This is a genomic window from Myxococcales bacterium, assembly GCA_022563535.1.
Lineage (GTDB): Bacteria > Myxococcota_A > UBA9160 > UBA9160 > UBA4427 > DUBZ01.
This window is the reverse complement of record JADFNE010000055.1, coordinates 1-16,742: the sequence shown is the minus strand read 5'-3', so window position 1 is coordinate 16,742 and position 16,742 is coordinate 1. Positions and strand designations below refer to the sequence as shown.

Sequence of the window (16,742 nt, the reverse complement as noted above, 5' to 3'; positions counted from 1 at the left end):
GGTATCCTCTCGGCAGAAGCCCTGCCCTCACGAAATCGTCAGTCCAATCCCAGTGCGCTGTGTTCTTCATCCAGCCAGCGCTGGAAGTCTTGCTTCGACTCGACGGTAAACTTGGCCTTCATCTCGTAGTGACCGAGGCCGCACAGCTGAGCGCAGCCAATTTGAAATTTGCCCGTGGATCTCGCTTCGAACCAGATCGGGATCTCCATCCCGGGGATCACATCCTGGGTGATGCGCATGACGGGGATCTTGAAACTGTGAATCACGTCTTTGGTGACGAGGCGAGCAATGATCGGGGTATCGACGGGAATGTGCATTCCACGGACCGTGATGTCATCGATCCCGTCGTCGTCGTCGAAATCCAACCCGGCCGGGTTGTCATCCGCGTAATACTCGGGCCCGGTCCTGCCGAATTTTCCGTCCTTCCCGGGGTAGTGGAAGAGCCATTTGAACTGCTCTGCGACCACGCGAACGATAATTGTGTTCGTGTCGTTGATGGGAAATAGAGTCTTCACCTTCGCCCAAACCGGCATCGCAAACGCGATCAGGATGGCGGCCTCGGCGACCGCTACCCCTACTTCCAGCCAGCGGTTGAACCTTGCTTCGATCGGTTGGTAGACGGCGACGTGACCCGGGCGCTCTCGGAAGCGGACTAGACAAAACACAATGAAGAGCGACCAGCCGACGAACAGGGCGAGCATGAACCAATGGATAATATTGATCATGAGATCGATGTCGTCGCCATGAGCCGAGATTTGCGGCGGTAGCCACCAGCCGTACTGCGGATCGTTCACTGCGACCTCCTTGTCCCAGGCCACTGTGGCGACCCGGGTTGTGCGGGATTTTCGGATGTCACTTCTTTGAGAACGTGAACTCGATCATCTGGGTGTCGTTGTCGCCGACAACCACCGTCTGCTCCATCGTGTCATATTTTTCGTGCCATGCTTCGACGGTGTAGGTGCCTGGTGCGAGATTGGGCAGCTCGAAGGAGCCATCGTCCTGGGTGACTGCGAAGTAGGGATGGGGTACAACGCCTACATAGGCGTTCATCCAGGGGTGGATGTCGCACTTGATCTTCATCGGCGGATGGCTCTCGTCCCGCCGCATCTTGACGACGATATCCCCGGCACCGGGCGGTTGGGAGCGATTGAAGGGCCGGTTCACCTTGCCGAACCCGTGAACGTTGTGGGCGGTGGGGTCGCTGGTCTTGATCGCGAGGGCCTGGCCGGTCCGCATGCCCTGCACGTGTGGCGTGTACTTACAGCCGATCTGTTCGAGGGACGCATCGCCCGCGGGCAGCGGGAACTCCCAACCCTCTGCCCCCGACTTGATCCACACGAAGACGTTGCGCAGGGTGCCGTTGTCATTGACGATGACGGTCTCGGGCTTCTGCCTCACGCCGCCGTGCAGCTCTGCACACTTCTCGTCGGCCCCGGCCATATCGATGGGCCGCGATCGCGGCTGTTTCCCGTCGAACTTCACACTGCCGGAAATCGTTGCCGTACCCAACGCTGGATCCCAGGGCTTGCCGTCCCCGGCCTGGGACAGCAGTGGGAAGAAAATGACCAGGCAGGTTACCGTCAGAATTAGTCGCCTCTCCACAACCTCCTCCATTTGCATTTGCATCCTCAGGGGTGCAAAACAACACTTCGGTGGTTGTCATGGGACGCAAATAAAACGGCGTTAACTTGCAGATGACAACTTCAACTTTTTCAGCAACTGTTTCAACTATTCAAATTCAGAGATCCCATAACCCGTGACGCCGATAGCGCTGCAGTTCCATATCACTTGGATGATATCGCTTCGATGGATGTTGCATAGTTTTCGAACGAAGACACCGCAGCGATTGGTTGCATGCGAGCGGAGGTGTAGCCAAGCGTGTTACCGTTGGCCGCTGTTTCGCATGTTGCAACCTATTACGGCGTCAATCCGGGCAGATTTGCCCCGCTCCCCGTTCAGGTCAAAGCTTGTGACGGAGCGCTCGAGTGTAACGGGTCTCGCGAAGCGGTGACCTCTGGAGCCCCCCGGTGCGATCGGCCAGCAGACCGAGCACGCAGGCAACGCAACCCAGGCCTTCGCAGATAGCAGCGAGGCGCCCTGGCTCCGCTCCGAGTTCGGTGAGCGAACTCTCCTGGGATCCATTCGTACCGCCCCGCCACAGATCCGTTTACCCTGGAGGAGTGCATGGCTGAAGGGAGCGGCTGGGCAAAAGCGCTGTCGGGAGTGCGCGGCGGCATCCTGAAGATCTCGGCCATCCTGGTAGTCGTGTACGTGCTCGCGTTCTTGCTTCCTCGGGCATTCGAGGCAGCCGACTACAGAGATTTCCCGGTGATCGGAAGCCGAGTACTGGTGTGGTCCGTGGCCCAGGCACACTTGATGTTCGCCGCGTTCGTGCTGGGCGTACCGATTTTCGTGTTCATCGCCGAAGTGATTGGCGTCTTCCAGAAGAGCGAAGAATACGATGGGCTGGCCAAGGAATTCATGCGCCTGTTGGCCATGAGCTACACCATCACCGCCACCCTGGGCGGAATGCTCCTGGTCGCTTTGATCACGCTCTACCCCAAGTTCACGACCCACATGGAGAAGGTCTTCGAGCCCACCTGGGCGTTCTACATTGGGATCATTTTCTGCGAAGCGCTGTTTTCGTACCTCTACTTCTACAGCTGGGATCTGCTGCAGGGCTCGAAGAAGAAGTGGCACTTGTTGCTCGGTGGATTCGTCAATGCGCTGGGGATCGGCATCCTGGTCATCACGAACGCCTGGACGGGCTACATGATGACACCGAGCGGGATCGAAGGCACCGACATCGCCATCACGGTCACGAGCCGCATCGACGCCTTCATGAACTACGCCTGGAATCCCCTGAACATCCACCGACTGCTCGCCAATGTTTGTTTCGGGGGTGCGATCGTGGGCGCCTATGCGGGCTTCCGCTTCCTGGCCGCCACCAGCGACGAAGAGCGCGCACGCTTCGACTGGATGGGCTACATCGGCAGCTTCATCGCCGTCGCCGCCTTCATTCCACTGCCCTTCGCCGGCTACTACCTGGGCCGGGAAATTTACGCCTATAGCCAGCAGATGGGCGTATCGATGATGGGTGGCTCCTTCGCGCAACTCTGGATTCTGCAGGCCATCCTCATCGGAGCGCTCTTCCTCGCCATCAATCTCTACCTGTGGTTGGCCATGGCCCGGATTCCGGGGGGCGACCGGTACAAGAAATTCCAGGCGCCGGTTTTGATCGTGTTGGCGACGGGTCTCGCAGTCTGGGCGACACCGCACAGCATCATCGCCACGGTCGCAGAAATGAAGGCCATGGGTTCGGCTCATCACCCGAGACTCGGGGTGCTGGGAGTCATGTCGGCGAAGAACACGGCCGTCAACCTGATGATTCTGGCCACCTTCATCACGTTCATGCTCTACCGGCGCGGCAACAAGAAGGCCACCGGGTCCTTTGTCGTGGCCGGCAACTCGATCCAGATCGTCGCCCTGCTGGCGGCTCTGGCCGGAATCGTCGCGATTGGCATCTACGGTTACTTCGTTCCCGCCGCGGTTCGGGTCGGGCTCTCCGCGTACCAACCGATGATGGTCGGGGCCTTCATGGTCCTGTACCTGCTGCTCGAGGTGCCGATCTACCGGAATTCGGAATCCCTGGGTGAAATCAAGTGGGGCCAGATTCCTCGCTTGTCCCAGTATGTCCTGTTCTTTCTAGCCGTGACCTTCACCTGGCTGATGGGATTGATGGGCTACATCCGATCGGGCATTCGGCAGTACTGGCACGTCTACCAGGTCATGAAGGATACGAGCGAGGGAGCCTTCATCCCGAGCCACGGGTTCGCGACGACGGTCATCTCGATCATCGTGTTGATTTTCTTTCTGTTCGTCTCGATGGTCTTCGCCCTGGCGATGCGCTCCGAGTTGCAGGACCGAGAACAGCCGTGAGAGATGTCTTCCTGAGAATCGTGGGCTTCGTGATCGTGATCGACCTGTTCTACATGGGGATCGGTCGCCTGTACTTGACGCAATCCGAAGAACACCCACCCGCCGAATTGCAGATCACCGTCGAAACCGACATCGACACCCTGGTGGGGATGGGCGAATTGCTGCTCAAGAACAAGGGCGGCTGCCTGCTTTGCCACAAGATGGCCGAGGTGGGGAATACGCGCGGGCCGGACCTGCGCGGCGTCGGGGGGCGTGCCGCGACCCGAAGGCCCGGTTTCAGCGCCGAGGCCTACCTCACCGAGTCGCTGATCGATCCGGGCGCATACGTGGTTCAGGAATTCGCCACACCCGGCGGCGAGAGCATCATGCCGGCGGCCGATCGACCGCCGGCCGACATGAGTCCCACCGAGATCAAGGCCCTGGTCGCCTTCCTGCAATCGCTGAGCGGTGAGATCACCGTCAAAGTCACCGCAGAAGACGTCGCGGCGGCAGAAGCGCGCAAGCAGAAGCCCCCGGCCCCCACCTCCAGCCATCCCGGGTTTGCGCTGCTTACCTCGAAAGGCTGCGTGGCCTGTCACGACGTAATCGACACCAGCCGGCGGGTGGGACCGCCACTGACGCATGTAGGCGAGCGACTGACTGCGGCGGACATTCGCCAGTCGATCGTCGATCCCGACGCCGTGATTGCCGAAGGTTTCACCAAGGGCCTGATGCTGCAGGACTTCGGCAAGACCCTGCAAGCCGAAGAACTGGACCAGCTCGTCAGCTACCTGTCCGGCGAGGTCGGGCTGGCGGAGCGCCTCGCCCATCCGGGGGTCCACTTGCTGTTCTTGATTCTGCTCTTCAACGGAGGAGTCGCCTGGGCCGCGCGCGCAGTCGAATCCGCCCCCGAAGCTTCAGACGCGGCGGATGTCTCCAGCAAAAAGCCGCGGTGGATTCGGTTCGGCGCGTTCGGAGTGGCCGTATTGATCGGAGCCGTTTATCTCGCCTTGGATGCCGGAGACTCAGAGCCGCCGGCGACCGAGCCCGCGCAAGCGGTGGTCCAGGAGACCCCGTCCACCCCCGAAACCGAAGCCGCGACCCCGTTGGCAAGTGATGCGCCGGACGGAGCGGCGCTCTACAAGGTCACCTGCCCGGCCTGCCACGGACAGGACGCCAAGGGAATGCCGGGTTTGGGCAAAGACATGACGACCAGTGAGTTCATCAAGGGGCTGAGCGACGGGGAATTGGTCGAGTTCATCAAAAAGGGAAGGACGATAGAAGACCCGATGAACACCACGGGGATCGCAATGCCCCCGAAAGGAATGAACGTGGCGCTCAGCGACGACGACATTTTGGCGATCGTCAAGTTCATCCGCTCGCTGAGCCAGTAACTGCGGGAACCGGACAGGATGGCCGAGGAAGATCATGGGTAGATATACGTTCCAGCTGGCGGTACTGATCTGGCTCGTGGTTTGGGCGGCGCTCAAGTTTGGCGTGCAGCCCCCAATCCCCATTTCCGTGATGGGCCTGTACCTGGCGATCCTCACGGTCTCGATCCTCGTCTACCTGATCGCGGACCCCGAGCGCTTCCAGGCGTTTCTCGCCCCGGTGATCTCTTTGTTGCGGGAAGAACGGCTGGCCCTCCCTCGCATCGCAGTCCTCACCGCGATCCCGCTGCTGCTCGGTTGGATGACCTACACCAGCGTGCGACCGCAATTCGACCCACCGTTCGAAGCCCGCACCATCCATCCCGAACCTCCGGCCTTCTTCAAATTGCACGGCAACGACTTCGACGTGCTCAAAGCGGTTCGGCCGCCCGAGATGGAGGTGAACGAGGAGAACCTCGCGGCGGGACGTCGGATCTACTACCGCAACTGCATGTTCTGCCATGGCGACTACTTGTCCGGGAAGGGCCACTTCGCCGAAGCCCTCAATCCCCTGCCCGCCAACTTCCGGGACGGCGGCACGATTTCACAACTCGAGGAGGGCTACGTCTATTGGCGCATCGCCACCGGGGGGCCAGGTCTTCCACAGGGGGCCACGCCCTGGAATTCGTCGATGCCGGTCTGGCAGGATTTCCTCAGCGAGGATGAGATCTGGCAGGTCATCGCTTTTGTCTACAGCGCATCGGGCTCGACGCCGCGAACCTGGGAGGGTCATTGATGGCTATTGCCTCCCCGCGCTCTGCGGTCTTGTGGGGGTCGCTGTTGCTGCTCGCCGGCCTGATCCTTTTGCCCGGGTCGGCGCGGGGACAAGACTATGCCGCCAAGGGCTTCAAACTCGCCGTCCCGACTTCCCAGGAGTTCAGCAAAGAGGACGTGGACGCCGGCAAGGCCCTCTACCAAGAAAACTGCTCTCAGTGTCACGGTGATGCGGGCGACGGCAATGGCGAGATGGCCGATCGACTCGATCCCCGACCGCGGGATTTTAGGCGCGGCATCTACAAGATCCGCCGCACCCTGCAGGGAGAGCTGCCGACTGATCAGGATCTGTTTCGAATCATCGGCGCCGGCATGCCGGGAACCTCCATGCCCGCTTGGAGCATTCATCTGCGCGACGAACAGATCTGGCAGTTGGTGCACTACATCAAAACCTTCAGCATCGACTTCGAGGACTACCCCGCGGAGCAAGAGTTCCTGCTCGAGGGCAAAATCGAGGCCACACCGGAGAGCATCGCGCGCGGCGCCGAAATCTATCTAAAAGCCGAGTGCGCCAAGTGCCACGGCGAGAGCGGCCGGGGCAACGGCCCGTCGGCGGCGACCCTGGTAGACGAGTGGGAGTTTCGCATCTACCCGGCCGACCTGACCCAGCCGTGGACCTTGCGCGGTGGCAGCACCGTAGAGGACCTCTACCGAACGATGACAACCGGAGTGAATGGGACACCGATGCCCTCGTTCTCCGATGCCTGGAATGCAGAGGACCTGTGGCACCTCGCCAACTATCTCCACACCCTCGGTCGCGAGCCGAACTGGGCGGAGATCGTGAGGGGAACCAAGACCGAATCCGTTCCCAGTGACCCCTTCGACGAAGCTTGGGATGCGGCCCCCACCATCGACGTGAGGCTCGCCGGGCAGGTCATCCAAGAACCCCGTCTCTTCAACCCATCGGTAACGAGTTTGAGCATCCAAGCGCTCTTCGACGAGCAGGAGTTGGCGCTGCTGCTGACCTGGAACGACCGGTTTGAAAACAAGGGGCAGGATGAGAATCCCAGCGATCGCGTCTCGATGCTGTTTCCGTCCCGGGAGCTCGAAGGGAGCAAGAAGCCGTACTTCCTGATGGGGGACCGCCGCAATGCCGTCGACTCCTGGCGCTGGAGTGCCGACAGCGGGATCGAAACGTTTCTCTCGCGCGGTATGAACGACGTCCAGCCGCGATCGTCCCCCGTCAGCGGCAAGAGCGAGTTCCGCGATGGGCAGTACCGGGTGATCCTCCGCCGCGGTCTGCGGAGCGGTGGCGAAGACGAAGTCGATTTCATACCCGGCAAGATGATCCCGATCGCGTGGAATATCTGGGACGGCCAATACGGAGAGAACGGAAAGCAGCGCGCGATTTCACGCTGGTACTACCTGCTGCTCGAACCCGAGACGCCGTGGACGACCTGGCTGTGGCCGGTCGTGGTCGTCTTGCTGGCCGGGGGCGGCGAAGTCCTTGGACTCCGTCGTCTGAGAAAGGGCTGGGCGGAGGAGTCCGCGGCCTAGGAAGGACCAGGAAGGACCAGGAATACATAGGAAAACGAATCAGTCGCCGGGTCGAAAACGAGACCTACACACTTTCCAATAACGGAGACATCGATGTACAAAAAAATCTACGTTCCAATCGACAACTCAGCACACTCCAACCTCGCCATTGATGCGGCAGTGCGGGTCGGCAAGGCCTTTGGCGCGAAGTTGGTAGGGTCTCATATCTACGCGGCCAGAATGCACGACTACCGCTTCAAGCAGATGGAGTACTCGCTGCCCGAAGAGTATCTGGAGGAGAACGAGCTCGAACGCCAGCGCAAGATCCACGACAGCTTGATCACCATGGGGCTCGAACTGATCTCCGACAGCTATCTGGAAGCCATGAAGAAGACTTGCGAGGCGGCGGAGCTGCCCTTCGAAGCCCGCATGATCGACGGCCAGCACCACGTCGAGATCCGCAAGGATCTGGCGCAGTCCGACTGTGATCTGTTGATTTTGGGTGCGTTGGGCCTGGGCCGGCAGCGCGCCAGTCAAATCGGTTCGGTGACCGAGCGCGTGGTTCGCTCTTGCCGCCAGGACGCTTGGATCATCCGACACCTGCCCGAGAAGGATGAGCCCGAGCGTGACACGATCCTGGTCGGCATTGACGGCAGCCCGCAATCGTTCGGCGCACTCGACACCGCCATGGCCCTGGCCAGGGCATTCGACAAGCGAGTCGAACTGATCGGCGTGTACGACCCCTACCTCCACTACATGGTGTTCAACGGGTTGGTGGGAACCCTTACCGAAAGGGCGGCAAAGGTTTTCCGGTTCGAGGAACAGAACCAGCTCCACGAGGAGATCATCGACACCGGACTCGCCCAGATCTACCAGTCGCACCTCGATGTCGGCGAGCAGATGGCGAAAGAGCAGGACATGCAGGTCAGCAAAACCCTGCTCGACGGTAAAACCTTCCAGAAAATCCACGACCACGTGCGCAAGACCAAACCCTGGCTGCTGGTGATGGGCCGAATTGGCCTCCACGGTGATCCCGAAGATACGGCCCTGGGGAGCAACTCAGAGAACCTGCTGCGGCTCAGCGAATGCGACATTCTGCTCACGACCTCGGAGGTTCGCCCGCGGCTCGACGTGCGCGCCGAGCAGAGCATCCGCTGGAGCGAGCAAGCCGAAGAGCGAATGACCCGCGTGCCCAAGCTGGTGGCGGGCATCGCCCGCACGGCAATTCTCCGGATGGCGCTCGAGCAGGGCCATAGTGTGATCACCAGTTCGCTGCTCGACGAAGCCATGGAGCGCTTCATGCCCAAGCAGCCACCCATGGACAAGCTGGCGGAAGCGGTCGTCATCGGACGCGCCCAGGAGCAAGCGGTGTCGATCTGCAAGGGTTGCGGGTTGACCGCCAGCCAACCAGACCCCGAGGTGTGTACCGTTTGCGGCGGCGTCGCCTTCGATGTCCTGACCGCTGAGATGGTCGAGATCCTGGTCAAGAACGAGGGCGGAACCATCGACGAGCCAAGTTATGACGGGCGCAAACTCAGCTGGACCCGGGAGGCCCGAAGCGCCCTGCTGGCGATCGATTCAGCCTATCTGCGGCGACGCACCAAGGCGCGGATCGAGAAAGCAACTCGCTTGCGGAGGCTCAAGACCATCACGCTCGAGTTCGCCCAGCAGCTGATCGAGGAAGAGACCGGCATGCCGCTCGCCGCGGGTGTGATCAAGGGGGCAGACAAAAGCCAAACCTCGACCCCAGTCGTCGAAGAACTGGCGTCGGAGAGCAAACGCTTGATCGCTCGAGATGACAAGAGCGTTCCCCTCTTCTCCGCGTTCAGCTGGAGCAAGGACGCCGTCGAGCGCATCCTGCGAGTTCCCGCCGGCTTCATGCGGGACCGAACCCAGGCGCGGATCGAGGAGCGGGTCGAGCCTCGGGGTCGAGAGATCGACCTTGTGCAGGTCGAGGCGGGCATCGACCTGGGTCTGCAGACGATGGCCGAGTTGGTCGCCCAGGACGGCGAAGCGTCCAGCGCGAGTGCTCGGGAGACACCGAGTGAACACATCGCGCAAGCGGCCCAGTGTCCGGCCATCGCTCGAACCGACACAAAGCTGCAACACGACAGTCCAAAGCAGCCGCTCAACGAGGTGAGCGAGCTGAGCGAGCTGAACGCGATGAGATTGCTCCTCACACAGCAAGGCGATTCGGGACAGGACTAGACTCATCGCCTGTACCCAGCGCTGCGCCGAAGCATCCAGGGAGGACCATGCCCGCATATCGTTTCTGCAGAACGGATGACATCCCGTTTCTGGTCGACGCGCTGAACACTTGCTACTTCGTTCACTTCCCGGACCAGAAGCCGCTCACCATCGTCGACTTCAAGCGGGAGATCCGCGAACTGAACGTGTGGTCCAGCAGCTGTATGGCGGCTTGGGAAGACGGCAGACCCATTGCCGTAGTCACCGGGGCAAAGCGTGAGCACGAAACCCTGGTCCATCGCATCGGGGTCCATCCCGATTTCCAGCGGCGGGGCCACGCGCAGCACCTGCTCGAGTCCTTGAGCCACAAGCTCTCGGTTCTGGGGCCTCCAAAAATCGTGACCGAGGTGCCGGACGACCAACCCGGAGTGCGTGATCTCTTCGAGTCCGTGAGCTATGGCCCGGAGGGGAGGTTCGCGGACTTCGCGCTGTCCGCTCCGCTGGCTTCCCCCACAGCTGCGAGCGAGGTTGCGCCGATCGGATTCGACGATCTGCTGAGCCAAGGTGTGTTGGATTCCAGCGTGTCCCGCAGTTGGGAGCGAGCACTCGTGACCCTGCAGAATCGAAAGGATCAACTCGAGGGACTCGCGATTGCATCGGACACGCACGTGGAGGCTTACGCGTTGTTTCGCGATCTTCCCGAACACGGTCGACGCGAAATTGTCGCACTCGGTGGAACCCAACACGCTCGAACCGACGACGACGACGGCGGGCTGCTCGAGCGCTTGCTTCGAGTCGTCAGCCAGGCGGGCAACCTCGAGCTGACGATTCCGAAAATTTCCTGTGAAGAGGTCCCTTGGACGCTGCTCGAGTCCATGGGCTTCCAAAAGGGGCAGACCTACACTGGCTACGCGGAGTTCCCCGGCTCACGCATGCATTGATTGCTTGGGCGTAAACTCAGGCATCGAGATCGAGATCGACATCGGACCGGGAGCAACACGCGATACGCGCGGTGCCGGATGGAGGGCACGACATGAAGGGCTACTACGACATCGTGGGCGACGGTGGCTCGGACGTCCTGGGGCAAGTCGAGGCCCAGCAGCGGAATCTGGCCCGCAGTCTCTCCGAGGTTCGAAACGTGCTGGCGATCGGATCCGGCAAAGGCGGCGTGGGCAAGAGCACGATGACCATGCAGTTGGCGTGCGCGCTGCGCGAGCAGGGTTGCGCCGTTTCCATCTTGGACGCCGACCTCAATGGCCCCTGCCAAGCCCGGCTGGGAGGCCTGGGAAACGACATCCTGCTTCCGGGCACGAGCGGTGCCAGGGTCCCCACCACAAAGAGCGGGATTGGCGTGGTCTCCATGGGGAGCCTGATCCCCGAACCGCGGCCAGTGGAATTCGAAAGTGTTGCCACCGGATCATCCCACACCTGGCGGGCGACCAAAGAGTTCACAATCCTGAGGGAGCTGCTCGCGGGCATGGACTGGGGAAAGCTCGACTACCTGCTGGTTGATCTTCCGCCCGGGGTGGAACGGATCGTTCAATACGCCGAGCTGTTGGGTCCCGCGGCGGTTTTTGTACTGGTTACCATCCCCTCCGACATGGCAAACGGGGTTGTCGCCCGTTCGGTCGAAGCGCTCAGGCCGACACCCAACCACGTCCTGGGGTACATCGAAAACATGGACGGCTACTTTTGTCCGGATTGCCGGAGCATAAAGCCGCTCTATCCCGGGCAGTCGTCGATCAAGTTGGAACTTCCCCGGCTCGGGAGCGTACCTTTTGACCCAGAACTAGCGGCGCACTGCGATCGAGGTGGCTCGCTCGCGGACGTTTCAACCCTGCCTTCCTGGCATCGGGTGCAACAAGCCGCCCAGGAAATCTGTGAACGCATAGCCCTGCACACCCCCAGTGAGGTGACGAGATGAAGTTCCTGTGCGTGTCCTGCGATGAAGCCATGAAGCTGATGGAAGTCGCCCCCCCCGATCGCGGTTCGCTTTCGGTCTTGTACCGCTGTCCCAAGTGCGACCACGAAATCGCCATGCTGACCAATCCCTTCGAGACCCAGGTGGTGGGTTCGCTGGGGGTCAACATCGGCGCAGAATCCGAAAGCGCGGACGGCGAGTCGCGATGTCCCTTCTCGAGCATGGTCCAGGACCTGGAAGCTCAATCGGAACCGGCGAGCCCAGAACTCAGCTGGAGCCCCGAGGCGAGCTCACGGCTGGACAACATGCCCGAGTTCGCCCGACCGTTGGCCAAGGCGGGGATCGAGAGGTTCGCGCGGGAGCAGGGGTTGGGGCAGATCGACGTGGGCGTGCTGGATCGAGCCAAGGACTTTCTCGGGATGTAGCCAGGCGCTGCGGGTCAATTCGACTCTTTTCGATCCACTGTTGTCTTTGGCCGCCCCGCCTGCCTCAAAAACGGCGGCAGCTTGCCCAGCCACTTGGATCGCTCCTCTCCGGCCAGGGCTTCCTCCATCACGCTGGCGGTGACGAGGGCGACTCCGTGCCGTCGAGCATAGGCTTCCACCCCCTGCTTGACCTTCCCGCGGATGAACGCCAGGGGGATCCGATCGATTCGGACCCGGCTGTCCTTGCTCCATGCGATCGGTTGCTGGGTGAGGGGCTGACCCGTTGGCTGGTAGCGACAGGCGGGGTCCTCTTGCAGATAGTCGCCAAACGTCGCATAGGCCCGGCAACGGCAACCTCCGCAAAGCTCGTTGAACTCACACTTGCCGCAGCGTCCCTTGAGCTGCGTAACATCGCGCAGCTCCTGGAAGACCTTCGATGTTCGCCAGATTTCGCCAAAACTCTTGTCGCGTATGTTGCCGGCCACGACGTCCATGTACGGACACGGGGTGACATCGCCCTCCGGCGTGATGCGGCAATACTCGGTGCCCGCCATGCAACCGCCGCTCTCCAGACCTCCCAAGCCTCGCTCGTAGGCGATCTGCTTGAACTGCGGCGCGCACTTGGAACGCACCAGCATGGGACGGTAGTCGTCTTGCCAGTCCACTAGATTCGAGAGCATGATCTCGGTGCGCTCCGGGGAAAGATCGTTCAATAACTGGCCACGGCCGGTTTGGACTAGAAAGTACAGATTGAATGACCAGGCCCCTTTCTCGCGCGCAAATTTGAGCAGCTCGGGAATCTCGGCGTAGTTCATGTCCATCACCGTGGTTTGAACCAGTACCTGAAGTCCATTTGCGCGGCAGATTTCCAGAGCGCGCACCGAGTGGTGCCACGCATCTGGACCCCCTCGGAATTGATCGTGCTTTTCCGGATCGATCGAATCGATGCTGATCGCGACACCTTGCACACCACACTCGATCATCTTTTGCACCGAGTTGTCGTTGATCAAGCAGCCGTTGGTGCCCATCACCACCCAGATACCCAAGTTCGAGGCGTATTGGGCGATTTCGAATATATCCTTGCGCAGCAGCGGCTCGCCCCCGGTGAGAATCAGCATCTCGGTGCCGAGGGTGTTGAGTTCTTCGATCAGTCCCAGGCACTCCTGGGTCGTGAGTTCGTTTGCAGCTTTCACACCGCCATCCATGTAACAGTGAGGGCAGCGCAGGTTGCATGCCTTCGTCAGGTTCCAGGAAACCAGGGAGGGGATGAACTCAGTTTGATTTGCCAAGCTTGACTTCCTCCCCGGTGGGTAGAGCGCTAACCGAGCGCGATTCGCATTGCGGCTTCTTCCGCCGAATCCACACAGGCCGGTAGGCCATAAGCGCCCATCCCACTGCCTATGATATGCAGGCCGCGAATTTTGTCGACTTGCCGTCGCAGGTCCGCGACCCGGGTCAGATGGCCGACATCGAATTGTGGCATGGACCGTCGGAACAGACTCACCATGCTCGACAAAGGCTTGGCCCTGGCCCCGATCAGCTGAGCCAGATCGTGGTGGGAACGCTGGATCAAGATCGCGTCGTCCAGATCCAGAGCGTCAGGATCGAGGGCACCACCCTGAAAGGTGCGCACGACGACGTGTTCATCGGGGGCTCGGTCTGGAAACTTTTCGCTCGCGAAGCTGGCCGCCAGGATCCGATACGGTTCAGAGCGCGGCACGAAGAAACCGAAGTCACTGGGCAGGTCGTACAGGTCGCTCCGGCGATACACCAAATTGACCGTTACACACGAGGTGAAGTGGAGTTCTTTGAGGGCGCCGGCAACCGAAGGGACCGTGTCTGCGAGCAGATCGTGACAGCGGGGTGCGGGACAAGCCAGCACGACCTCGCGCGCGGTCCAGTTGCCCGAAGTGCTTTCGATCTGCCAGCCCTCCTGCTCGCGCAGCGGTCTCATCGCCTTGGCCGCGCATCCGAGCTGCATCCAGGACGCCGGAATCCTTTCCGCAAGGCGTTCGATGAGCGAGCCGAGTCCGCGCTCTAGCGTGAGCTGTGACGGTGGCGGCGGGCCGGCTTTGAGCGCAGTTCCCGCTGCGGCGATGTTCGAAGCGCGCAGGCCCCGCAACACACTGCCGTGCTTCAACTCGAGTTCGACCATGGGCCCGAGCGCCCGCCGGGCGCTGAGTTTCGTCGCATCCGCCAGGAAGAGGCCGCCCAACAGCGGTTCAGCCACGCGCTCGTAGACCTCCCGACCAAACCGCCGCACGACGAAACTCTCGACCGTCTCGTCCTGGACCCGCGAGTCGACGAGCCCGCCTGAAATTCGGGGCTCGAGCAGCATTCGCAACTTGCCCGGCAAGGAAAAGAGCCCGGACCGCAGCAGAGGCCATGGCTTTGTCGGAGCGATCATGTGGAAGCCCGCCGGCAGGGGGTGGAGTCGTTGATTGCGCACCAGGGAAAACGTCGAGACCGACCGGGGAGCGACCAGCTCGTCGCCGAGTCCGAGTTCTCGGCACAGCACACTGGCGGACGGCTTTGACGTCACCAGGGAGTCGGGACCGGCCTCGAGCAGCCAGTCTCCTCGCAGCTCCGTCTGCACGAGCCCACCGAGGCGATCGCTCGCTTCGAACAGGGCCACCGATGCGCGGCGCCCGGATTTTTCTCGGGTCGCCAGTCGATGGGCGGTCACGAGACCGGAGATCCCCCCGCCGATGATCGCTACATCCAGGTCGGATGACTCGCGTCGGTTGGAAGTCGTTCTCGTGTTCGAATCGACCATCGACATCATGTGCTCAGACCATCAAATCGACCAGCATCGCGAGGTAGAGTGAAAAAAGGTGCGCGAGGGAGACGCGGAACAATCGCCGCGCAGCTTCATCCGTTCGTTGCTTGGCGAGTTGGATCGAGGAAATCACGAACCAGGCATTGCTGCAGACGGCAACCGTGATGTACACGCTACCGAGCAGTCCCAGAAGCCCCGGTGCCAGGGTCACGGGCACCAGTCCAAAGGTACACAGGAGTATCCATCGCCGGGTTCCCTCGTCTCCGATGACGTTGGGAAGCATCGGGATGCCCGCCGCCTCGTAATCGGCCTTGCGATACAGCGCGATCGCCCAGACGTGTGGGGGCTGCCAAAAGAATACGATGGCGAAGAGCAGCAGCCCCGGCATTCCGAGGCTGCCGTTGACCGCGACGTCGGCGATCAGCGGAGCGGCGGCGCCGGCTGCGCCCCCAATGACCGCGTTCCAGACCGATCGGGGCTTCAGCCAAATGGTGTAGACGAACACGTAGTAGAGGATGCTTGCGACTGCGACCCCCGCCGTCGTGGGGCCGGCGACGGCCCACAGGAGAGCCGTCGACGCGACGCCGAGCAGCCATCCAAAGTACAGCGCCGACTGCGGTGCGAGCTTCCCGCTCGGAAGCGGTCGTCCACGGGTACGCTCCATGCGTTTATCGAGATCGCGCTCGATGTAGGCGTTGAGTGTGTTCGCTGATGCCGCGGCGAGCGTGATGCCGACCAGGATGAGGAGCGCAAACGACAGCGGGGGCCAGCCATCCGCTGCCATCCCCATCACGGGGATGCTGGTGAACAACACCAATGGGAGCAAACGCGGCTTCGTAAGTGCGACGTAGTGGTGAACTCGTCCTTCAGCGCGAAAAGACGCGGTATCCGACATCCATCCCTCCAATTTCCAATCTGAAAGGCGCGGCAACTGTTGAACACAATGCAGCAGGTGGACTTGTGGAGTCAAGCACAATCACTTGGCTGCTCCAACACTCGAACGCCATTTCACTTGGCGACGGTGCGGCGAGCGAGTAACCAGCCGAACGGAATCGCAAGCAATATCGGAAACTTGGAGATTGTCAGTCCAGATCGAGGTACATGGGTCGATCAAGCTGGGTTTTCGATTCCGCCGATGAGATCCAGTATCTCAAATCACTCGTAATCGCTGACTGTGAAATTACAGATCCAGCCGGACAGTTCCTGTCATGATGATGTCAGACACCGGGATACCGAACAGATTCTGAGTGCCTGTTGTCTGCAGGCTGCTGATGAAGTCCGAATCAAGTGTGTTGGAAGCATCGTTGACCTCGACAATGAACGTGATGCCGTCGGAGCTGAGTGTGTCGCGGCTTGTCGCGCTGTAATCTAGATCGACGGTCCCATCGCCTGGGCTCAACCAACTGGCTAGCACCAATCCACCGTTTGTTGGATGGACCAGTATCGTGTTGGCTGGCCAGACGACGGCGTTCGCCGCGTTGAATTGACTGACGCCCGACGTGTTCAAGCCAAGTTGGTCGAACGCGAGGGGGTTGTTGTTCCAGGCGGACTGACAATAGGAAGAACAAGCTGCGTTTCAGCTCAATGTCCGAGTATGGGCGTTATATCAAATGACCCCGCGGTGGGGCGTTGGTGCATGAATCGCGGGCTTGAGGCGATCCGGCACCCAGGCGCTCGCGAAGTATGGGGCAGATGGGCCACGATCCCGGCATGAAGTCGAGAGTCCATCCCAAGTACAAAACGAAGTACCGCGTGAGCAATGGGTCCCAATACGACCGTGCTCTCGTCGAGCGCGGCGATATCACTCTTTGGATTTCAGAGGACGCGATCGC

Annotated in this window: 14 protein-coding genes; 8 read left to right on the top strand and 6 right to left on the bottom strand. The window is 61.1% G+C overall.

Annotation, left to right across the window (positions count from 1 at the left end):
• Positions 1 to 38: 38 nt before the first annotated feature.
• Both IH881_15300 and IH881_15295 read right to left on the bottom strand, forming a co-directional pair.
• On the bottom strand, positions 39 to 794 hold the full coding sequence (locus tag IH881_15300) for a cytochrome c oxidase subunit II (protein MCH7869061.1): 756 nt from the start codon (positions 792 to 794) through the stop codon (positions 39 to 41).
• A gap of 58 nt (positions 795 to 852) precedes the next feature.
• Positions 853 to 1,602, bottom strand: coding sequence for a carboxypeptidase regulatory-like domain-containing protein (locus tag IH881_15295; protein ID MCH7869060.1), 750 nt, complete (start codon positions 1,600 to 1,602; stop codon positions 853 to 855).
• Between the two features lie 582 nt (positions 1,603 to 2,184).
• On the opposite strand from IH881_15295, the gene IH881_15290 reads away from it, so the two are divergent.
• From IH881_15290 to IH881_15255, 8 genes are all read left to right on the top strand, one after another.
• A complete protein-coding gene (locus IH881_15290) occupies positions 2,185 to 3,939 on the top strand; it encodes a cytochrome ubiquinol oxidase subunit I (protein ID MCH7869059.1) in 1,755 nt (584 codons plus the stop codon).
• Positions 3,936 to 5,312, top strand: a complete 1,377-nt coding sequence (locus IH881_15285; GenBank protein MCH7869058.1) for a c-type cytochrome — start codon at positions 3,936 to 3,938, stop codon at positions 5,310 to 5,312. Before IH881_15290 ends, IH881_15285 begins: the two co-directional genes overlap by 4 nt.
• A 34-nt stretch (positions 5,313 to 5,346) precedes the next feature.
• Entirely contained in the window at positions 5,347 to 6,084 is a 738-nt protein-coding gene (locus IH881_15280; GenBank protein MCH7869057.1) for a cytochrome c, read from the top strand.
• A complete protein-coding gene (locus tag IH881_15275) occupies positions 6,084 to 7,619 on the top strand; it encodes a c-type cytochrome (GenBank protein ID MCH7869056.1) in 1,536 nt (511 codons plus the stop codon). The genes IH881_15280 and IH881_15275 overlap by 1 nt, the downstream gene beginning before the upstream one ends.
• A 93-nt stretch (positions 7,620 to 7,712) precedes the next feature.
• Positions 7,713 to 9,806 (top strand): universal stress protein, encoded by a 2,094-nt coding sequence (locus tag IH881_15270; protein ID MCH7869055.1) that lies wholly within the window; start codon positions 7,713 to 7,715, stop codon positions 9,804 to 9,806.
• A 47-nt stretch (positions 9,807 to 9,853) separates the two neighbouring features.
• The gene (locus tag IH881_15265) at positions 9,854 to 10,726 is read left to right on the top strand and encodes a GNAT family N-acetyltransferase (protein MCH7869054.1); all 873 of its coding nucleotides are present in this window, start codon (positions 9,854 to 9,856) and stop codon (positions 10,724 to 10,726) included.
• Positions 10,727 to 10,818: 92 nt separating this feature from the next.
• Complete coding sequence (locus tag IH881_15260; protein ID MCH7869053.1) at positions 10,819 to 11,709, top strand: P-loop NTPase; 891 nt, start codon at positions 10,819 to 10,821, stop codon at positions 11,707 to 11,709.
• Positions 11,706 to 12,131 (top strand): PCP reductase family protein, encoded by a 426-nt coding sequence (locus IH881_15255; protein ID MCH7869052.1) that lies wholly within the window; start codon positions 11,706 to 11,708, stop codon positions 12,129 to 12,131. Before IH881_15260 ends, IH881_15255 begins: the two co-directional genes overlap by 4 nt.
• Positions 12,132 to 12,145: 14 nt before the next feature.
• Here the strand turns inward: IH881_15255 and IH881_15250 are convergent, their stop codons facing one another.
• The 4 genes from IH881_15250 to IH881_15235 all read right to left on the bottom strand — a co-directional run bounded on the left by IH881_15250 (position 12,146) and on the right by IH881_15235 (position 16,417).
• On the bottom strand, positions 12,146 to 13,336 hold the full coding sequence (locus IH881_15250) for a radical SAM protein (GenBank protein ID MCH7869051.1): 1,191 nt from the start codon (positions 13,334 to 13,336) through the stop codon (positions 12,146 to 12,148).
• 113 nt (positions 13,337 to 13,449) lie between these two features.
• Positions 13,450 to 14,907: a protoporphyrinogen oxidase gene (gene hemG, locus IH881_15245; protein MCH7869050.1), complete on the bottom strand. Its 1,458-nt coding sequence runs from the start codon at positions 14,905 to 14,907 to the stop codon at positions 13,450 to 13,452.
• Positions 14,908 to 14,920: 13 nt separating this feature from the next.
• Positions 14,921 to 15,805 (bottom strand): protoheme IX farnesyltransferase, encoded by an 885-nt coding sequence (locus tag IH881_15240; protein ID MCH7869049.1) that lies wholly within the window; start codon positions 15,803 to 15,805, stop codon positions 14,921 to 14,923.
• Between the two features lie 285 nt (positions 15,806 to 16,090).
• Entirely contained in the window at positions 16,091 to 16,417 is a 327-nt protein-coding gene (locus IH881_15235; protein MCH7869048.1) for a hypothetical protein, read from the bottom strand.
• Positions 16,418 to 16,742: the final 325 nt, after the last annotated feature.

What these genes read in the sequence shown, in the direction of transcription:
- IH881_15250 (MCH7869051.1), bottom strand. Translation starts at nt 13,336, where the DNA reads ATGGATGGCGGTGTGAAAGCTGCAAACGAACTCACGACCCAGGAGTGC.
- IH881_15260 (MCH7869053.1), top strand. Translation starts at nt 10,819, where the DNA reads ATGAAGGGCTACTACGACATCGTGGGCGACGGTGGCTCGGACGTCCTG.
- IH881_15240 (MCH7869049.1), bottom strand. Translation starts at nt 15,805, where the DNA reads ATGTCGGATACCGCGTCTTTTCGCGCTGAAGGACGAGTTCACCACTAC.
- IH881_15280 (MCH7869057.1), top strand. Translation starts at nt 5,347, where the DNA reads ATGGGTAGATATACGTTCCAGCTGGCGGTACTGATCTGGCTCGTGGTT.
- IH881_15270 (MCH7869055.1), top strand. Translation starts at nt 7,713, where the DNA reads ATGTACAAAAAAATCTACGTTCCAATCGACAACTCAGCACACTCCAAC.
- IH881_15290 (MCH7869059.1), top strand. Translation starts at nt 2,185, where the DNA reads ATGGCTGAAGGGAGCGGCTGGGCAAAAGCGCTGTCGGGAGTGCGCGGC.
- IH881_15275 (MCH7869056.1), top strand. Translation starts at nt 6,084, where the DNA reads ATGGCTATTGCCTCCCCGCGCTCTGCGGTCTTGTGGGGGTCGCTGTTG.
- hemG (MCH7869050.1), bottom strand. Translation starts at nt 14,907, where the DNA reads ATGGTCGATTCGAACACGAGAACGACTTCCAACCGACGCGAGTCATCC.
- IH881_15255 (MCH7869052.1), top strand. Translation starts at nt 11,706, where the DNA reads ATGAAGTTCCTGTGCGTGTCCTGCGATGAAGCCATGAAGCTGATGGAA.
- IH881_15265 (MCH7869054.1), top strand. Translation starts at nt 9,854, where the DNA reads ATGCCCGCATATCGTTTCTGCAGAACGGATGACATCCCGTTTCTGGTC.